Raw genomic sequence first — 18,289 nt, forward strand, 5'->3', positions numbered from 1 at the left:
CTCGGAAGGAGAGCCGGGGCCGTCGCCGTGCGGGGTGGGACGGTGCGCACCGGCCCCGCTGCCTCGGGTCAGCCGCCTGTCAGGGGACGGGCCGTCGAGGGCGTACCGCGCACCACGCGGTCCGTCTGGGGTGGGCGCCGACTGCCGACCGGCGTGACCGGTGAGCGTTCCGAGCGGGCCGTGTGCGGGCCCGGGGCCAGGTAGACGGGCGCGCGTGGCGTCGCCGCGCGGGCCGCGGTCTCGTTCTGGGAGGCCGGGCGCGGCTTGAGCCGCACGGGGGTCTCGACGGGTGACAGGGAGGCCGGAGCCGTCATGCCGTCGCGGGCGCGCCAGCGGTCGCGCAGGTCGAAGATCTTGGTCTCCGCGAGCGCGATCAGCGGCTCCACCCACGGGAGGGCCAGCAGTACCAGCAGGCCGGCGGCCCAGCCGAGGAGCACGTCGCTCAGCCAGTGCGTACCGAGGTAGACCGTGGCCATGCCGACGCCGAGCGAGGTCACCGCGGACACGGCGGACAGCCAGCGGCGGGCCCACGGCGCGGAGGCCAGGTAGGCCAGGATTCCCCAGGTCACCACGGCGTTGGCGGTGTGGCCGCTGGGAAATATATCGCCGCCCAGACCCATCTCGTTCGAGCCGATGGCGGTCGCGTAGTGCGGTCCGAGTCTGCCCATGCCGAGCTTGGCGGCGCCGACCGTGATGTTCAGCAGCAGCAGGGCCGCGCCGAGGGTCAGCAGCGGGCGCAGCGTGTGCTGCCGCCAGGAACGCCAGCCCAGCCAGGCCGCGACCATCACCGCGGTCGGGCCGCGCTGGCCGAGCACCACGTAGTAGTCGACGAACCAGTGGATGCCGGCCCACTGCTGGTACGGCCGGAAGAACATGACCTGCCAGTCGAGCCGGACCAGCCAGGAGGTGATCACCACGAGCCACACGATCGCCAGGTAGAAGGCCAGGGTTCCGGCGAGCAGCGCGACCCGGTGCCGGCTCATCTTCGGCACGTCGATGTGAGCCGGCCGTTCCGGCTCACGGTCCAGCCTCGCGAACACCCGGTCCAGACGGGTGAGGTTTCGTTCGGTACGCACCCAATCGACGTTACAGCGAGTGAGCTCTGTTCCCTGGCGATTCCACGGCTTTGTGATGACGATGTGATGTGGGATTCCTCTCAGAGAGAGGTTTATATCCACTGATTCCGCAATGCCGGGTGCCGGTGCCCTTCAATTCCTTTGATCATTCTGGGTTGCGGTTTTATCCCGCTTATGAATTCGTTCACCGAATCATGGGGCGGAATTGTCCGGGCGCTCATCGCGTCCGGTAGCCGGTCAGGGCGGACCGGAGCCGTTCAGCCAGAACGCCCCGTACACGGCCGATCCCACCGCGACCGTCCCGAGCACCAGGGCCGACCTGGGCGTACGCAGCCGGGCCAGGGCCAGGGCGAGCGGCAGCAGCAGGGGGAAGGCGGGCATCAGCAGGCGCGGTTTCGAGCCGAAGTAGCTCGACGCGCACAGGGCGAGGGCGGTGACGACACCCGCGTACACCAGGAGCGGGAGCGGTTGGCGCTGCCGTACGCAGACGACGTACAGCCAGACGATCAGTCCGACCCCGACGATCAGCCCCACGCCCGCCAGGGCCGACGGAAACGACGTGAACTTGTCGGCGACGAAGCGGGCGAAGGCCTGGCCGCCGTCGAACCCGTTGCGCCAGCCGGCCTGGACGTCGAGGTAGCCGAGCGCGCCGTGGCCGGTGCGGTGTCCGACCCACAGGACGTAGGCGGCGGCGCCGAGGGGCGCGAGGAGCATGCCGAGGGCACGGCGTGTGCCGGTGGCGCGGTGCGTGCCCCGGGCGCGTTCCTCGAAGGGGGCGCCGTCCGGTCGCGCCGGGCTCCGGTCCCGCCCGGACGAGGGATCACCCGCCGTGCCCCGTTCCCGCACGAACGCGACGATCGCCGCCGCCCACACCGCCGCGACGACGGCGAGGCCCACCGGGCGGGTCAGGCCCGCCAGCAGGGCCAGGATGCCCGCCGTCACCCAGCGGCCGGTCACGACCGCGTACAGCGACCAGGCGGCCAGGGCCGTGAACAAGGACTCGCTGTACGCCATCGACTGCACGATCCCGACCGGCAGGGCGGCCCACAGCAGCACCGCGCAGACGCCCGCCCGGCGGCCGTACAGGTGATCGGTGACCGCGAAGATCCCCCAGGCCGCCGCGAGCGAGGAGAGCAGGGCGACGACGAAGCCCCCGTCGGCGTACGACAACGGGGTCACCGCCGCCGACAGCCGCTCCAGCCACGGCAGCAGCGGGAAGAAGGCGAGGTTGGAGTGGACGTCGCCGTTCGGCAGGCGCACCTCGTAGCCGTACCCCTGCTCGGCGACCCTCGTGTACCACAGGGAGTCCCAGCGGGCGGTCAGCAGCGTGTACGCGTTCTTGTCGCGCGCCGCGCTCCACAGGGCCAGCGCGAGCAGCCCCAGGGCGCGTACGGCCGCGTACCCGAGGAGGGCCGGGGCGGCCCGGCGCAGACTCGGGGCGCCCGGCGGTGCCGTGCGCGTTTCAAGATCGGTCACGGGCTCGATTATCGACGGCGTACGGAACCGGCCGGCCGGCCGGGGGCCCGGTCGCGGCCGAGGGGAGTGGTGTACGCCACACGCGTTCCGTGCAACCTCTGAGAGGTCCGCCACTTGGTACCGGCACGAACTCGCGTACTCTGACGTGTCACTCGCCATCGTTGCGCGGGCCGGAGACCACCGCTCCTCTCCGGCCGAGTCACGGGGAGTCCCCACCCTGTGAACCCGCCGAACGCGAGGGAACATCTGGGAGGTACGTACATGTCCGGGACGACCACGGCCGCCGCTGGGTTGCGCCGTCGGGCGGCCGGGGCCGGTGCCAACCGCTGGGTCGTCCTCGTCGTCCTCTGTGCCAGCCTGCTCCTGGTCGCCCTGGACGCGACCGTGCTGCACGTGGCGGTCCCCGCCGTCACCGAGGACCTCAGGCCCGGCGGGATAGAACTGCTCTGGATCGTCGACATCTATCCGCTCGTCTGCGCCTCGCTGCTGATCCTCTTCGGCACGCTCGGCGACCGCGTCGGCCGCAGACGGATCCTGCTCCTCGGCTACACCCTCTTCGGCGTCGCCTCCGCGATGGCCGCCCTCGCCGACACCGCCCAGGTGCTGATCGTGGCGCGGGCGCTGCTCGGCGTCGGCGGTGCCATGATCATGCCCGCCACGCTGTCGATCCTCCGCCAGGTCTTCCCCGACCGGCGGGAACGGGCGCTGGCGATCGGCATCTGGAGCGCGGTCGCGGCGGTCGGCGCGGCGGTCGGCCCGCTGCTCGGCGGCTTCCTCCTGGAGCACTTCTGGTGGGGCTCGGTCTTCCTCGTGAACATCCCGTTGATGCTGGTCTGTCTGCCGATCGGGCGGTTGTTGCTGCCCGAGTCGAAGGGCGACGGGCGGGGGCCCTGGGACGTGGTCGGCGCGCTGATGGCGGCGGCCGGACTGTTCTGCCTGGTGCTGGGCGTCAAGCGCCTCGGCGGCGGGGAGCTGGGCCTTTTCACGGTGGTGCCGCTGGTGGTCGGTGCGGTGCTGATCGTCTTCTTCGTACGGCGTCAGCGGCGCCGGGCGCATCCGCTGGTGGACCTGCGGATGTTCGCGCGGCCGGCGTTCAGCACGTCGGTGGGCTGCATCGTGCTGGCGATGCTCGCGCTGGTGGGTCTGGAACTGATCGCGGCGCAGTACCTGCAACTGGTGCTCGGTCTGTCTCCGCTGGAGACCGGTCTACGGCTGCTGCCGCTGACCATCGCCGCGATGGCGGCGGGCCTCGCGGGTGCACGGATGCTCCGGCGGTTCGGGCCGCGCCGGATGGTGAGCTGCGGTTTCTGTCTGACGGCGGTGGCCGTGCTGCTGCTGACGGCGATGGGCGGCGAGGACAACACGGGTCTGCTGCTGGTCGGGTTCCTGCTGCTGGGCTTCGGCCTGGAGACGACTCTCTTCGGAGCGTACGAGTCGATGCTGAGCGAGGCTCCGCCGGAGCAGGCGGGTGGGGCGGCGGCGATCGGGGAGACGTCGTACCAGCTGGGTGCCGGCATCGGGATCGCGCTGCTCGGAAGCGTGATGAACGCGGCGTACGCGCCTGGGGTGACGTCGGTGCCGGGGGTTCCGGCGTCGGCGTCGGCGGCTGCGGGGCATTCGCTGGGCGAGGCGTACGAGGTTGCCGGGCGGCTCGGGGGGTCGGCCGGAGTGGCCCTGCGTCGGACCGCCCGGGACTGTTTCGTGCACGGGCTGCATGTGACGTTGCTGGTCAGTGCCGGGTTGTTGCTGCTGGGGGCGGTGATGGCGTTGCGGTTGCCGCGCGTCATGCAGTGCGGGGAGGTCGAGGGCGGGGCCGTGGAGGTACCTGCGCCTCGGGAAGTCGCGGAGTCCCGCGTCTCCGCCTGAACGAAGAACGTCTCCCACCCACGCATCGCCCGTCACGGTTCGTTGAGTGATGGAGCCCTCCTGTGGGGTGGAGTCGCCGTCGGCGGCTGCGGGTCGCCTGTCGGTTGACGCGCCACATCCCTCGGCGGCGGCGAGACGCACACATCCCTCGGTGGCTGTGCGGTCCGCCGCGTCCCTCTGGCGTGACGCGACGCGGCACATCCCTCAAGCCGCCGACGGCGAGTACCCCCACTGGCGACGATCACCTGCAACTGCTGTCTCGGGTGGTGCGTGGGCCGGTGAGGGCCTGGACGTGCGGGACACTGCCTCGTATCGTCAGCCTCGGAAGCGTAACTAGCAGTGCTAGTTTTGAGAGGACGTGCTCATGGCCCCGTTCGACCCCGCCGACCCCCTCGGTATCGACGACCTGCTCGAGCCGGAGGACCTCGCCGTGAGGGAAACCGTGCGGGCGTGGGCCGGTGATCGTGTGCTGCCGTATGTCGCCGAGTGGTACGAGAGCGGGGAGCTGCCCGGGATTCGGGAGCTCGCCCGGGAACTGGGCGGGATCGGGGCGCTCGGGATGTCGCTCGATGGATACGGGTGCGCCGGTGCGAGCGCGGTGCAGTACGGACTGGCCTGTCTGGAGCTGGAGGCCGCCGATTCCGGGATCCGGTCGCTGGTCTCGGTGCAGGGGTCCCTCGCCATGTACGCCATCCACCGGTTCGGGAGCGAGGAGCAGAAGCAGGGCTGGCTCCCGCGCATGGCCGCCGGTGAGGTCATCGGGTGCTTCGGGCTCACCGAGCCCGACCACGGATCCGACCCCGCCTCCATGCGGACGTACGCCAAGCGCGACGGCGGAGACTGGGTGCTCAACGGCCGGAAGATGTGGATCACCAACGGGTCCGTCGCCGGGGTGGCCGTGGTGTGGGCGCAGACCGAGGAGGGGATCCGCGGGTTCGTCGTGCCGACCGACAGCCCTGGGTTCTCCGCGCCCGAGATCAAGCACAAGTGGTCACTGCGCGCCTCCGTCACCAGCGAGCTCGTGCTCGACGACGTACGCCTGCCCGCCGACGCGGTACTGCCGGAGGGGACAGGGCTCAAGGGCCCGCTCAGCTGTCTCTCCCACGCCCGCTACGGCATCGTCTGGGGGGCCATGGGCGCGGCCCGCACCTGCTTCGAGGCCGCGGTCGACTACGCCAGGACGCGGGAGCAGTTCGGGCGGCCGATCGGCGGGTTCCAGCTGACCCAGGCCAAGCTCGCCGACATGGCGGTCGAGCTGCACAAGGGGATTCTGCTCGCCCATCACCTCGGGCGGCGCATGGATGCCGGCCGCCTGCGTCCCGAGCAGGTCAGCTTCGGCAAGCTCAACAACGTCCGCGAGGCCATCGACATCTGCCGCACGGCCCGGACCATCCTCGGGGCCAACGGGATCTCGCTCGAATACCCCGTGATGCGGCACGCCACCAACCTCGAGTCGGTGCTCACCTACGAGGGCACCGTCGAGATGCACCAGCTCGTGCTGGGCAAGGCGCTCACCGGGCTCGACGCCTTCCGCTGAATTCCCCCAGCAGCGGCAGGGCCGGTGAGCGGCCCTGCCTCAGCTCTGGTTGAAGAAGCCGTCCGTGCGGTGCGCGGCCGGGTCCCCGTTCACGATCTCCGTGTTGGCGGGAGTGAGCAGGAACACCCGGGTGGACACCCGCTCGATCGAACCGCGCAGGCCGAAGATCAGCCCCGCCGCGAAGTCGACGACGCGCTTGGCGTCGCCGGCCTCCATGGCCGTGAGGTTCAGGATGACCGGGACGCCTTCACGGAACAGTTCGCCGATGGCGCGGGCGTCCCGGAAGCTGTCCGGGGTGACCGTGCCGATCCGGCGGCCCTTCTCCTCGGCGACGTCGGACGCCACCTTGACCCGCGGGTCCGTGACCCAGGCCTCCCCGGGCTGCTCGGTCCCTTCGGAGTAGTCGTCGTCGTAGTAACGCTCGTCATCGTTGTCGTCGACGAGGCCAAGCCAGGCACTTGCCTTGCGTACCGATCCCATGGACGCCTCCTCTCACAGCGGTCATTTCTGCCTTCCGCATCCCTATGGTCATCCATGATGCGGACGTCGCGCCAAGTGGATAGACGCCGCGCGGGGGGTTTGTGACGGTACTGGTGCACAGCGAATCCGTCGAGAGTCCAAGTGTCCCAAGGGTCGTTCCGCAAACGGCTGCTGACTGTGAGTGAAATATGATTGTCCACGGCGTATGGGTGATGGGCGGTGCGTACGGGTGAATGCGACGATCGGTACGATGCCGCAGCTCACCGCAGTTCAGCGCCGTAAGCATCACGGGGGATCGTCGTGTTCGGAATCGTCAGGCCCTGCCGTCACCGGCTCGGCGAGAGTCTCAAAACCCAGTGGATGGCCCATTTGTGCGGGCTGTGCCTCGCGCTGCGCAAGGATCACGGGCAGTTCGCGAGGATCGTCACGAACTACGACGGCTTGCTGATATCGGTTCTGACGGAAGCTCAGGCCGAGCGGGCCGGTGGCGGGCGGCGTACGGCCGGGCCCTGTCCGTTGCGCGGAATGCGTACCGCGTCCGTCGCGCACGGTGAGGGGGCGCGGCTCGCGGCCGCCGTCTCGCTGGTGCTCGCCTCGGCCAAGGTGCGCGACCATGTCGCCGACGGGGACGGGGTCCTGGCCCGCAAGCCGGTGGCGCTCGCCGCGCGCCGGGTCGCCACGAGCTGGGGCCGGGCCGGGGAGCGGACCGGCTCGGACGTCGGATTCGACACCGCCCTGCTCGTCGACGCCGTGGACCGGCAGCTCGGCATCGAGGCGCTGGCAGGGCCGGGAACACCCCTCCTGACGGTCACCGAACCCACCGAGACCGCGACCGCCGCCGCCTTCGCGCACACCGCGGTCCTCGCCGGACGGCCGGGGAACGCCGAGCCGCTCGCCGAGGCCGGACGCCTCTTCGGGCGGCTGGCGCATCTCCTGGACGCCGTGGAGGACAGGGAAACTGACGCCGCGTCGGGTGCCTGGAACCCGCTCACCGCGACGGGTACGCCGCTCACGGAGGCCCGGCGGCTCGCCGACGACGCCGTGCACGGGATACGGCTCGCGCTGCGGGAGGCCGACTTCACGGACGCGAAGCTCGCGCACCGGCTGCTCGTGCACGAGCTGCGCACCTCCGTGGACCGGGCCTTCGGTACCGCCTCCTGCGCGCACGGACCCGCGCCGACGGGTGCGATGCCGGGCGGACCGTACGCCCCGCCCGGCGGCCCGTGGACCCCGATGCCCCCGGAGCCGCCCCGCCGCGACCGGCGCGGGCTGCTCGCCGGGTGCGCGGTGTGGATGGGGCTCGCCTGCACGTGCCAGATGTGCTGCGGGGAGTTCGACGACCCGTGGAGCAGGGAGCGCCGGGAAGGGCTGTGCGCCAACACCGACTGCAGCGGCTGCAGTGACTGCTGCAGCTGCTGCGACTGTTGCGGGAAGTGCTGCGGTGACGGTTGCGGCTGTGACGGCTGTGACGGCTGCGACTGCGGCTGCAGTTGCTGAGCCTCTCCCGGTCAGTCCTTGAGCTCCGGTGGTGAGATCCGCGACTTCGCGATCGCCGAGCCCGTCGTGCCCCACTTCTTGAGGATGCTGTCGTACGTCCCGTCCGCGATGAGACTGTTCACCGCGGCCTGGAAGGCGGGGGCCAGTTCGCTGCCCTTCTTGAACGCGAAGCCGACGTCCAGGCGGTGGAACTCGTTGAGGAACTTCACCCCCTCCTGGTGGGCGACCGCGTAGCGCAGACCGTTGATCGTGGACATCACGATGTCGCTGCGGCCCTGCTGGAGCGAGGACCAGACGGCGCCCTGTTCGTTGTAGGTCTGCACCTTGTACGCCTTCTCGCCCGTGTCGGTGCACAGGTGCTTGTTGTCCTCCAGCGTGGCCTCGAAGGTGGTGCCCGCGCCGGTCGCGATGTTCAGGCCGCACAGCTGCTTCAGGTCGGTGACCTTGGACAGCTTGCTGTCCTTGCGGGTGGCGAAGCCCTGGCCGTCGTTGATGTAGGTGACGAAGTCGATGGTCCTGCGGCGCTCGTCGGTCACGCCGAAGTTGCCGACGCCGAGGTCGTACTTGCCGCTGTCGAGGGCCGGCAGGATCGCCTCGAAGCTTGCCTGTTCGGTCCTGAGCCCGAAGCCGAGGACCTTGGCGACGGCGTTCGCGAAGTCGACGTCCTGGCCGGCCAGGGTCTTCCCGTCGTCCAGGATCGAGGTGCCGGGCGGCTGACCGGAGACGCTGACGGCGATGGTGAGGCTCGACGCACCGGACGGCAGGAGTCCGGCAGCCGCCTCGTCCTTCTTGACGGCCGAGACGACGTCCGTGGTCGGGATCTCGTCGGACTGGGCGGAGGCGTTGACGGAGTCGTCCGTGCCGGAGCCGCACGCGGTGAGGAACAGGGTCGCTGCGGTGATCAGGGCAAAGGGGGCGATCAGCTTATTTCGGGCACGCGTGGGCGTACGCATGGTCTGGCGGTCTCCTGAGGGCGAGAAGCGCTGGGTGAGGGGGAGCGCGTGTGAAGGCGAAAGGAGAAGGCGAAGGGGAGAACGCGAAGGGAGAACGCGAAAGCGCCCCGCCGGATCAACAGCTCAGGGCGCGCAGTGGGTCAGCTCAACAGGAGGAGGACCACACTCGACCGAAGTCGATGTGGGAGCGCTTGACCAGCCACTGCTGTGGATGCATGGGCCAAGTGGAACAGGCATCCGGTTGTGCGTCAACCGACTTGAGACGCACGGCTCACAGTCTGGACAGCCTTGACAGTGAGGGGAAACCCACCCGTAGTCTCAAGGGACGGTCCTGCTGAGGGGCTCGGCCGTACCGACGCGTTCACGTTCCGCGCGTCTCCGTGTGAAGGCACCCACCCGAGTTCTCCCGACTCGATGTCACGGAGCCTTCGCATGTCCTCCGACACCCTCGCCAAAGCCCCCGCCGCCCCGGATGTCCCCGAGCACGCGGACTCCCTGCGGATCGTCCCGCAACGCCGGCTCGGCCAGTGGACCGCCGCCGTCGCCGTGCTGGTACTGCTGGCGCTCGCCGTCAACTCCGTTCTGCGCAACGAGGCGTTCCAGTGGGACGTCGTCGCCGACTACTTCACCTCGGACGCGGTGCTGCGCGGCCTGTGGCTCACCCTGTGGCTGACCGCGCTCGTGATGGTGCTCGGCTTCGCGCTGGGCACGCTGCTCGCCGCGTTCCGGCTGTCGGCCAACCCCGTGCTCAGAACCGTCAGTTGGGGATACGTCTGGCTGTTCAGGTCGATCCCGATCCTGGTGCAGCTGCTGCTGTGGTTCAACATCGGCGCGCTGTACCCGCAGATCCTCGGCGTGAAGACGGTCGACCTGCTCGGCCCGGTCACCGTCGCGATCATCGGCCTCACCCTGCACGAGGCCGCGTACGCCGCCGAGGTCGTCCGCGGCGGCATCCTCTCCGTCGACCGCGGACAGATCGAGGCCGCGCAGGCGCTCGGCCTGAGCCGGTGGCGCCGTTGGTGGCGGATCGTGCTCCCGCAGGCGATGCGCTCCATCGTGCCGCCCGCCGGGAACATGCTGATCGGCACCCTCAAGGGCACCTCGATCGTCAGCGTCATCGCCGTCCAGGACCTGCTCTACTCGGTGCAACTCGTCTACCACCGCACCTACCAGGTCATCCCGCTGCTGATGGTGGCCACCGTCTGGTACACCGTCGTCACCTCGGTGCTCAGCGTCGGCCAGCACCACGTCGAGCGGCACTACGCCCGGGGCACGGGCTCGGGGAGCACTCGATGAGGCCCTCCCTCGTGATCGTCGGGGCCGGGCCGCGGGGAACCGGCCTGATCGAACGGATCGCCGCCAACGCACCTGAGCTGTACGCCGGTTCGGGCCTCGACATCCACCTGGTCGACCCGCATCCGCCGGGCGCCGGACGCATCTGGCGCCCGGCCCAGTCGCCGCTGCTGTGGATGAACTCGCACGCCGAGGACGTCACCATGTTCACCGACGAGACGGTCGACATGGCCGGGCCGGTGCGGGAAGGCCCGACACTGCACGAGTGGGCCGGCATCGACGGCCGTACCTTCGCGGACCGGCGGCTCCAGGGCGCCTACCTGAGCTGGGTGCACGAGCGGGCGGTGGCCGAGCTGCCGCCGGGCGTCGTCGTCCACCACCATCCGCGCCGTGCCCTGCGGATCGGCGGGCCGCCCCAGGGGCGCCAGCAGGTATGGCTGGAGGGCCGCGCCCGCCCGCTCCTCGCCGACCTCGTCGTGCTCGCCCTCGGCCACCTGGACGCCGAACCGGACGACGGCCAACGCGAGTTGGCGGCATACGCCGGCGAGCACGGCCTCGTCCACCTCCCACCGGACTTCACCGCCGACAGCGACCTGTCCCGGCTCGCGCCCGGCGAACCCGTCCTCGTCCGCGGCTTCGGGCTCGCCTTCGTCGACCTGATGGTGCTGCTCACCGAGGGCCGGGGCGGGCGGTACGTCGGGGGCAGGTACGTGCCTTCGGGGCAGGAGCCGGTCCTGTATGTCGGTTCGCGGCGCGGAGTGCCGTACCACTCGAAGATCGGATACGACTGGACCGGTGAACGGCCCCCGCTGCCCCGGTTCTTCGGGCCCGCCGAGGTGGACGGGCTGCTCGCCCGGCCGACAGGCTTCGACTTCCGGCGGGACGTGTGGCCGCTGGTGGAGAAGGAACTGGGTTTCGCCCACTACCACCGGCTGTTCACGGTCCACCCCGAGCGGACCACCGTGGCCTGGAGTGTCTTCGAGGAGAAGTACGCGGCCGTCGACGACCCGGCCGGGCGGGCGGCCCTCGTCGCGGCCGCCGTGCCCGATCCCGCCGACCGGCTCGACCTCGCCGCGCTCGACCGTCCTCTGGAGGGGGTGCGGTACGGGTCGTACGCGGAGCTTCAGGAGGGGGTGCGGGCTTACGTCGAGGGCGACCTGAGCCGCCGTCACGATTCCTCGTACAGCCCCGACCTCGCCGTCTTCCTCGGGCTGCTCTCCGTCTACGGCCAGTTGGTCCGGCTCGGGGACATCGGGCCCTGGTGGCACGGGTTCTTCAGCTATCTGGCCTCCGGGCCGCCCGGGCCCCGGCTGCGGCAGCTGCTCGCCCTGTCCCGCGCGGGCGTGGTGCGGTTCCTCGGCGCGGGCATGACCGTCAGCGCCGAGGGCGGGGTGTTCCGGGCGTCGAGCGCCACCGTGCCGGACTCCGTCGTGGAAACCCGGGCGCTGGTCGAGGCACGGCTGCCCGAGCCGACGGTCGGGCGGGCCCGTGACCCGCTGCTGCGCGGGCTGCACGCCGACGGGGTGGGCGAGACGCCGGACGGGCTGCTCAGGGTGGACCCGGTCGACGGGCGGATCCTCGACCGGGCCGGTCGGCCGCATCCCCGGCGCTTCGCTCTCGGGCCGCACACCGACGCCCGTGCCCCCGGGGCGTTCACCCGGCCGCGCACCGGCGGGCCCGCGTTCCGTCAGAACGACGCGACGGCCCGGGCCGCGCTGGCGTTCCTGAGCGCGCTCTCCGGGCGTGCGGCCGCCTGAGAGACACCCCTTCGGCCGACCTTCGACCGTCCTTCGACCGTCCTTCGACTGCCCTTCGACTGCTAGGAATCCGCGATGACCGTCATGGTCGACATCAGGTCCGTCCACAAGAGCTTCGGCTCGCTGGAAGTGCTCAAGGGCATCGACCTCGCCGTGCGCGCGGGCGAGGTCACCGTGATCCTGGGCCCGTCCGGGTCCGGCAAGTCCACGTTGCTGCGGACCATCAACCATCTGGAGAAGGTGGACCGGGGCGCGATCAGCGTGGACGGGGCGCTGGTCGGCTACCGGCGCTCCGGCGACCGGCTGTACGAGCTGAGCGAGCGCGAGGTGCTGAGGCAGCGCACGCGCATCGGGTTCGTCTTCCAGAACTTCAACCTCTTCCCCCACCTCACCGTGCTGGACAACATCATCGAAGCGCCGGTGTCCGCGCTCAAGCGGCCCCGCAAGGACGCCGTCGAGTCCGCGCGCCGGCTGCTCGACCGGGTGGGGCTCGCCGAGAAGGCAGACGCCTATCCGAGGCACCTCTCCGGCGGGCAGCAGCAGCGGGTGGCCATCGCCCGGGCGCTCGCGCTGGAACCCGGGCTGCTCCTCTTCGACGAACCGACCTCCGCGCTCGACCCCGAGCTGGTCGGTGAAGTCCTCGACGTCATCAAGGACCTGGCCCACCAGGGCACCACGATGATCGTCGTCACCCATGAGATCGGGTTCGCCCGCGAAGTCGCCGACACCGTGGTGTTCATGGACGACGGGCGGATCGTCGAGCAGGGCGCGCCCGGTGACGTGCTCGACGCGCCCCGCCACGAGCGGACCCGAGCCTTCCTCTCCAAGGTCCTCTGAGACCTGCCAAGAAGGGTTTCCCCATGACCTCATCGCACGGCCGGCGCCTGCTGCACCTGGCCGCCGCCGTCGACCAGCGGGCGGTGTACGACGCCGACTCCTACGTCGCTCTGGCGCGGCTCGCCGAGCGCGGCGGCCTCGACTTCGTGACCCTGGACGACAGCTTCGCCCGCCCCGGTCCCGACGCGCTCCGCGTCCTGTCCCGGGTGGCGCCCGCGACCAGCCGGGTCGGCCTGGTGCCCACCGTCACGACCACGCACACCGAGCCCTTCCACGTCCAGGCGGCCGTCGCGACCCTCGACTGGGTCAGCGGCGGCCGGGCCGGCTGGCGGCTCGACGTGTCGACCACCGAGGGCGAGGCCCGCCTCTTCGGCCGGCGGAACGCGGCCCCGGCCGAAGCGCTGTGGCAGGAGGCCGGTGAAGTCGCCGACGTCGCCGCGAAGTTGTGGGACAGCTGGGAGGACGACGCCGAGATACCGGACGCGGCGACCGGCCGTTTCATCGACCGGGCCAAGCTGCAGCACGTCGACTTCTCCGGCTCCGCCTTCTCGGTCCGGGGTCCCTCGACCGTGCCGAGACCCCCGCAGGGCCACCCCGTGCGCGTGGTCGACGCCACCGAGGGACCCGCCCGGCCAACCGCCGCCCGGTACGCCGACGTGGCGCTCGTCCGGGCCGTGAGCCCGGCGCAGCTCGCTGCCGTACGGGACCAACTCCGGGACGCGGCGTCGGCGTTCGGCCGGGACCCCGACGACCTGCGCGTCCTCGCCAGTCTCGTCGTCGACCTCGGCGGCGGCGAGTACGCGGCCGAGCCCGGCCACGGCGGGGGCGGCCCCCGGCAGACGGCCCAGGGCCCGCTGTACCGGGGCGGCCCCGTCGACCTCGCCGAGCTGATCGCCGCCTGGTACACGGACGGCACCACCGACGGCTTCCACCTCACCCCCGCCGAGCCTCGCCGTGACCTGGAGCGGCTCGTCAACGGCACGGCGGCGCTGCTGCAACACCGGGGGCTGTTCCGCACGTTCTACCCGGGCAGCACGCTCAGGGAGCACCTGGGACTCGCCCGGCCCGCCAACCAGTACGCCGTGAGCGGGGGAGCGTCATGACCGTACGGCAGCGCCCCGCGCGCAAGCGGGTCCACCTCGCGGCGCACTTCCCGGGCGTCGACGACACCCCCGTCCCGGCCGGTCCCCGCTCCCGGTCCCCGATCGGGTTCTCCACCTTCGAGCATCCCGCCCGGACCGCCGAACGCGGCCTGTTCGACTTCTTCCTCCTGGCGGAAGGGCTGTGGCTGCGGGAACACAAGGGGCGGATCCACGACCTGGACGTGGTGGGACGTCCCGAGTCGCTCGCCGTGCTCGGTGCCCTCGCCGCCGTGACCGACCGGCTCGGACTCGCCGCGACCGTCGACGTCACCTTCAACGAGCCGTACGAACTCGCCCGCGGACTGGCCACGTTGGACCACCTCAGCGGCGGGCGGGCGGCCTGGAACGTGGTGACCTCCGCCGATGCCCGCACCGGCGAGAACTTCCGGCGCGGGGGGTACCTCGACCGGGCCGACGGCATTGCCCGCGCGGCCGAATTCGTCGCCACCGCACGGGAGCTGTGGGACGCCTGGACCCCGGACGGAGTCTCCCGGCCGTTCGCGCACCGGGGGCAGCACTTCGACATCGCGGGCGAGTTCGGCGTCCCGCGCCCGCCGCAGGGGCACCCGGTCGTCATCCAGGCGGGGGACTCGGCGCAGGGGCGGGAGTTCGCCGCCGCCACGGCCGACGTGCTCTGCACGCGGCACAGAACCCTGGAGGCCGGGCGCGCCCTCTACGCCGACGTCAAGAAGCGCCTGGAGAAGTACGGCCGTGCCCCCGACGACCTCAGGATCATGCCCGGTGTCACGGTCGTCCTCGGCGACACCGCCGCCGAGGCGCAGGAGCGGGCGGCCGGGATCCGGCGGCAGCAGGTCTCCCCGCAGAACGCCATCCTCACGCTGGAGCAGATCTGGGGCGTCGACCTTTCGTCGTACGACCCGGACGGGCCGCTGCCCGAGATCGATCCGGTGCCGCAGCCGGCGGTCGCACGGGAGCGGACCCGGCGCGGTGACACCGTGGCGATCGCGGAGAAGTGGCGGGCCCTGTCGAAGGCGAAGGGGCTGTCCATCCGGCAGACCGTGATCGAGGCGGGCGGCCGGCAGTCCCTCGTCGGCACTCCGGAGGCGGTCGCGGCCGAACTCGACGCGTTCGTACGGCGGGACGCGGCCGACGGCTTCGTCCTCGTCCCGCACCTCACTCCGGGCGGGCTCGACGAGTTCGTGGACCGGGTGGTGCCGCTGCTCCAGGAGCGCGGCGCGTTCCGTACGGAATACGAGGGCACCACCCTGCGCTCACACCTAGGGCTCCCCGACCTGGCGTGGAAGGGCTGATCACATGGCGACGGACGCGTCCGACGCGTGGAAGCGGTGGCACGAGCACCGCCTCGAGACAGTGGCGGCTCCCTACGGACCGCTCGCGCTGACCGGCACGTACTGGCTGGAGGACTATCCGGACGGGCGGCTTCCGGACACCCCCGGGTCATGGAGGGCCGAGGGCGACACGGTCGTCCTGACGGCCGCCGACGGGGACGGTCTCACCGTGGACGGCCGGCCCTTCGCAGGTGAGGTGCGGCTCACCGGCGACCCGGGCCCGGCCGCCGCCGCCCGGGTGGCCCACGGCGAGCGGCGGCTGGTCGTGCTGGTGCGCGAAGGGGTCTGGGGGGTACGCGACTTCGACCCCGCCTCCGCCGCCCGCCGGGCGTTCCGGGGCATCGAGGCCTCGCCGTACGATCCGCGCCGGTCGGTGCCGGGCCGCTTCACCCCGTACGGCGAGGACCGCACCGTACGCGTCGAGAACGCGGACGGACGGGCGCGCGGTCTCGGCCTCGGCGGGGAGCTGGCATTCAGCCTGGACGGGCGGGAGCTGACGCTTCAGGTGACGGTCCAGGGCGACGGCTCGCTGTGGGCTGTTTTCGGCGATACCACGAGCGGGAGGGGCAGTTACCGCTTCCGGTTCCTGCGGCCCGCCGCGCCGGACGCCGACGGCCGGACGACGGTCGACCTCAACCGGGCGCTGCTGCCGCCGTGCGCGTTCGCCGACCACTTCATCTGCCCTTTTCCGCCACCGGGGAACAGGCTCGATGTCGCGGTCGAGGCGGGGGAGCGCAACCTGCTCTGAAAAGCGGTCATCTCGCGTAGACCATAAAGATCGTTTAAATGTTGACGGCCGAAAGGCGCCCTTGCGCCTACCGTCCGTTCGGCCGAATATTCCCCACAGCGCTTGTCAGGAGCACGGCGTGTTCGGAATCCGGGCGCCCGGCATCCTGGCTGCGCCTCACGGGCCCGACCCCACGAGGGCCCCCGACTTCCCCTGTGGAGGAACGAAAAGTGAGGATCAAGCGCACCACCCCCCGTAGCGGCATCACGAGACGGACCCGGCTGATCGCCGTATCCGCCGGCCTCGCCGCCGCAGCCGCGATCGCGATCCCCAGCGCGAACGCGTCCGACGCCCCCACCACTTTCAGCGCCACCGCGCTCAAGAGCGCCAGCAGTTCGGTGCTCAAGGCCGACATCCCGGGCACCGCCTGGGCGGTCGACAGCAAGACCAACCGTGTCGTCGTCACCGTCGACAGCACGGTCTCCCAGGCCGAGATCGCGAAGATCAAGGAGCAGGCGGGCACCGGCGCCGACGCGCTCACGATCAAGCGGACCCCCGGCAAGTTCAACAAGTTGATCCAGGGCGGCGACGCCATCTATGCGAGTAGCTGGCGCTGCTCCCTCGGCTTCAACGTCCAGAACAGTAGCGGCGTCCAGTACTTCCTGACCGCCGGTCACTGCACCGACGGCGCGGGCACCTGGTACTCCAACTCCGCCCGCACCACGGTGATCGGCTCGACCACCGGCTCCAGCTTCCCGGGCAACGACTACGGCATCGTGCGCTACTCCGGGTCCGTCAGCAGGCCCGGCACCGCCAACGGTGTGGACATCACCCGCGCGGCCACGCCCGCCGTGGGCACCACCGTCATCCGTGACGGCTCCACCACCGGTACGCACAGCGGCCGTGTCACCGCCCTCAACGCGACCGTCAACTACGGCGGCGGCGACATCGTCTCCGGTCTGATCCAGACCAACGTCTGCGCCGAGCCCGGCGACTCCGGCGGTTCGCTCTACGGCAGCAACGGCACCGCGTACGGTCTCACCTCCGGCGGCAGCGGCAACTGCACCTCCGGCGGTACGACGTTCTTCCAGCCCGTCACGGAGGCCCTCAGCGCCTACGGTGTCAGCATCTACTGACGCCCTGGCCCGACTTCGGCACCCGTAACGGCCTGGCCCGCAGCCGGCAGCAGACGAGCCCCCGCACGCAACTGGCGTGCGGGGGCTCGCCCTTGTCCTGTACCGGCGTTACCGTCAACACACAGGCGGTCACGTCGGACCCTGGGGGCCGTGATGGTCGAGGAGCTGGTGGCGGCGGGAGCGACGCTCGCGTCCGCCGGAGCGGTGTACGTGATGGCGGCCGCGCGGGTCGTCAAACAGTACGAACGGGGTGTGGTCTTCCGGCTCGGCAAGCTCCGTCCGGAGGTGCGCGAGCCTGGCTTCACCATGATCGTTCCGGGCGTCGACAAGCTCCGGAAGGTCAACATGCAGATCGTGACGATGCCGGTGCCCGGCCAGGAGGGCATCACTCGGGACAACGTCACGGTGCGGGTGGACGCCGTCGTCTACTTCAAGGTCACCGCGCCGGCCGAGGCGGTCGTCCGGGTGGAGGACTACCGGTTCGCGGTCGCGCAGATGGCGCAGACCTCGCTGCGGTCCATCATCGGCAAGAGCGAGCTGGACGACCTGCTGTCCAACCGCGAAAAGCTGAACCAGGGCCTGGAGTTGATGATCGACAGCCCGGCCGTGGAGTGGGGCGTCACCATCGACCGGGTGGAGATCAAGGACGTCTCGCTGCCCGAGACCATGAAGCGGTCCATGGCCCGGCAGGCCGAGGCCGACCGGGAGCGGCGGGCCCGGGTCATCAACGCCGACGCCGAGCTCCAGGCGTCGAAGAAGCTGGCCGAGGCCGCCAAGGAGATGTCCGAGCAGCCCGCCGCGCTGCAACTGCGGCTGCTGCAGACGGTGGTGGCGGTCGCCGCCGAGAAGAACTCGACGCTGGTGCTGCCCTTCCCGGTGGAGCTGCTGCGGTTCCTGGAGCGGGCGCAGCAGGCGCCGCCCGCGGTGCGGCAACCGCCTTCCGGGGAGCGGCAACCTGCGCCGCCCGCGGCACAGCAACCGGTGCAGGAGCAACTCCCGTCCGTCGAGCCCCGTCCGAACTCCGATGCGCAAGGGTCGATTTCAAGACAGGACTAGACCTCACAGGCTGATGGATATTACTCGCACGTAGTGTTTGCAGCGCGAAGAGCCTGGGGTGACCGTGGACAGTCAAAACTGAAAGGGGCGCGCAACCGCGTTCTACGCGCGTCCGGAAGTCGACCTTGTGCGCCCCCTGTGGGGTT

General features: G+C 71.0%; 15 protein-coding genes. 11 read left to right on the forward strand and 4 right to left on the reverse strand.

The annotated features are described in order from the left end of the window. Positions 1-68: 68 nt before the first annotated feature. Positions 69-1,076: a phosphatase PAP2 family protein gene (locus ACFWWR_RS34960; protein WP_383873002.1), complete on the reverse strand. Its 1,008-nt coding sequence runs from the start codon at positions 1,074-1,076 to the stop codon at positions 69-71. Between the two features lie 237 nt (positions 1,077-1,313). Next, entirely contained in the window at positions 1,314-2,552 is a 1,239-nt protein-coding gene (locus ACFWWR_RS34965) for a hypothetical protein (protein WP_384307541.1), read from the reverse strand. A gap of 261 nt (positions 2,553-2,813) precedes the next feature. Here ACFWWR_RS34965 and ACFWWR_RS34970 point away from each other — a divergent pair, with 261 nt between their 5' ends. Continuing rightward, the gene (locus ACFWWR_RS34970) at positions 2,814-4,418 is read left to right on the forward strand and encodes an MFS transporter (RefSeq protein WP_383872997.1); all 1,605 of its coding nucleotides are present in this window, start codon (positions 2,814-2,816) and stop codon (positions 4,416-4,418) included. Between the two features lie 364 nt (positions 4,419-4,782). Beyond that, positions 4,783-5,955 (forward strand): acyl-CoA dehydrogenase family protein, encoded by a 1,173-nt coding sequence (locus ACFWWR_RS34975; protein WP_383872994.1) that lies wholly within the window; start codon positions 4,783-4,785, stop codon positions 5,953-5,955. A gap of 39 nt (positions 5,956-5,994) precedes the next feature. Here the strand turns inward: ACFWWR_RS34975 and ACFWWR_RS34980 are convergent, their stop codons facing one another. Beyond that, on the reverse strand, positions 5,995-6,435 hold the full coding sequence (locus ACFWWR_RS34980) for a cell division protein SepF (protein ID WP_383872991.1): 441 nt from the start codon (positions 6,433-6,435) through the stop codon (positions 5,995-5,997). Positions 6,436-6,735: 300 nt separating this feature from the next. Here ACFWWR_RS34980 and ACFWWR_RS34985 point away from each other — a divergent pair, with 300 nt between their 5' ends. Further along, positions 6,736-7,932: a DUF5685 family protein gene (locus tag ACFWWR_RS34985; RefSeq protein ID WP_384307544.1), complete on the forward strand. Its 1,197-nt coding sequence runs from the start codon at positions 6,736-6,738 to the stop codon at positions 7,930-7,932. Positions 7,933-7,943: 11 nt separating this feature from the next. Here ACFWWR_RS34985 and ACFWWR_RS34990 read toward each other — a convergent pair whose 3' ends face one another. Further along, positions 7,944-8,885: an ABC transporter substrate-binding protein gene (locus tag ACFWWR_RS34990; protein ID WP_384307546.1), complete on the reverse strand. Its 942-nt coding sequence runs from the start codon at positions 8,883-8,885 to the stop codon at positions 7,944-7,946. Between the two features lie 432 nt (positions 8,886-9,317). On the opposite strand from ACFWWR_RS34990, the gene ACFWWR_RS34995 reads away from it, so the two are divergent. The 8 genes from ACFWWR_RS34995 to ACFWWR_RS35030 all read left to right on the forward strand — a co-directional run bounded on the left by ACFWWR_RS34995 (position 9,318) and on the right by ACFWWR_RS35030 (position 18,143). Beyond that, positions 9,318-10,181, forward strand: a complete 864-nt coding sequence (locus ACFWWR_RS34995) for an amino acid ABC transporter permease (RefSeq protein ID WP_384307548.1) — start codon at positions 9,318-9,320, stop codon at positions 10,179-10,181. Next, positions 10,178-11,935: an FAD/NAD(P)-binding protein gene (locus ACFWWR_RS35000; protein WP_384307550.1), complete on the forward strand. Its 1,758-nt coding sequence runs from the start codon at positions 10,178-10,180 to the stop codon at positions 11,933-11,935. The genes ACFWWR_RS34995 and ACFWWR_RS35000 overlap by 4 nt, the downstream gene beginning before the upstream one ends. A 75-nt stretch (positions 11,936-12,010) precedes the next feature. Beyond that, positions 12,011-12,772, forward strand: a complete 762-nt coding sequence (locus ACFWWR_RS35005) for an amino acid ABC transporter ATP-binding protein (protein ID WP_383872977.1) — start codon at positions 12,011-12,013, stop codon at positions 12,770-12,772. A 23-nt stretch (positions 12,773-12,795) separates the two neighbouring features. Beyond that, positions 12,796-13,875 carry an LLM class flavin-dependent oxidoreductase gene (locus tag ACFWWR_RS35010; RefSeq protein WP_383872974.1) on the forward strand — a complete coding sequence of 360 codons (1,080 nt, stop codon included), beginning with the start codon at positions 12,796-12,798 and terminating at the stop codon, positions 13,873-13,875. After that, the gene (locus tag ACFWWR_RS35015) at positions 13,872-15,185 is read left to right on the forward strand and encodes an NtaA/DmoA family FMN-dependent monooxygenase (protein ID WP_384307553.1); all 1,314 of its coding nucleotides are present in this window, start codon (positions 13,872-13,874) and stop codon (positions 15,183-15,185) included. Before ACFWWR_RS35010 ends, ACFWWR_RS35015 begins: the two co-directional genes overlap by 4 nt. Before the next feature lie 4 nt (positions 15,186-15,189). Beyond that, positions 15,190-15,972, forward strand: a complete 783-nt coding sequence (locus tag ACFWWR_RS35020; RefSeq protein WP_383872969.1) for a DUF1684 domain-containing protein — start codon at positions 15,190-15,192, stop codon at positions 15,970-15,972. Between the two features lie 209 nt (positions 15,973-16,181). Next, positions 16,182-17,087 carry a S1 family peptidase gene (locus ACFWWR_RS35025; RefSeq protein WP_383872965.1) on the forward strand — a complete coding sequence of 302 codons (906 nt, stop codon included), beginning with the start codon at positions 16,182-16,184 and terminating at the stop codon, positions 17,085-17,087. A 153-nt stretch (positions 17,088-17,240) separates the two neighbouring features. Then, positions 17,241-18,143 (forward strand): slipin family protein, encoded by a 903-nt coding sequence (locus ACFWWR_RS35030; RefSeq protein ID WP_383873017.1) that lies wholly within the window; start codon positions 17,241-17,243, stop codon positions 18,141-18,143. Positions 18,144-18,289 lie beyond the last annotated feature (146 nt).

It is taken from the genome of Streptomyces sp. NPDC058678 (assembly GCF_042714835.1).
GTDB lineage: Bacteria > Actinomycetota > Actinomycetes > Streptomycetales > Streptomycetaceae > Streptomyces.

Coding starts and splice junctions, on each gene's coding strand:
- ACFWWR_RS34970 (WP_383872997.1), top strand. CDS start 2,814: ATGTCCGGGACGACCACGGCCGCCGCTGGGTTGCGCCGTCGGGCGGCC.
- ACFWWR_RS34975 (WP_383872994.1), top strand. CDS start 4,783: ATGGCCCCGTTCGACCCCGCCGACCCCCTCGGTATCGACGACCTGCTC.
- ACFWWR_RS34980 (WP_383872991.1), bottom strand. CDS start 6,435: ATGGGATCGGTACGCAAGGCAAGTGCCTGGCTTGGCCTCGTCGACGAC.
- ACFWWR_RS34990 (WP_384307546.1), bottom strand. CDS start 8,885: ATGCGTACGCCCACGCGTGCCCGAAATAAGCTGATCGCCCCCTTTGCC.
- ACFWWR_RS34995 (WP_384307548.1), top strand. CDS start 9,318: ATGTCCTCCGACACCCTCGCCAAAGCCCCCGCCGCCCCGGATGTCCCC.
- ACFWWR_RS35000 (WP_384307550.1), top strand. CDS start 10,178: ATGAGGCCCTCCCTCGTGATCGTCGGGGCCGGGCCGCGGGGAACCGGC.
- ACFWWR_RS35005 (WP_383872977.1), top strand. CDS start 12,011: ATGACCGTCATGGTCGACATCAGGTCCGTCCACAAGAGCTTCGGCTCG.
- ACFWWR_RS35010 (WP_383872974.1), top strand. CDS start 12,796: ATGACCTCATCGCACGGCCGGCGCCTGCTGCACCTGGCCGCCGCCGTC.
- ACFWWR_RS35015 (WP_384307553.1), top strand. CDS start 13,872: ATGACCGTACGGCAGCGCCCCGCGCGCAAGCGGGTCCACCTCGCGGCG.
- ACFWWR_RS35020 (WP_383872969.1), top strand. CDS start 15,190: ATGGCGACGGACGCGTCCGACGCGTGGAAGCGGTGGCACGAGCACCGC.
- ACFWWR_RS35030 (WP_383873017.1), top strand. CDS start 17,241: ATGGTCGAGGAGCTGGTGGCGGCGGGAGCGACGCTCGCGTCCGCCGGA.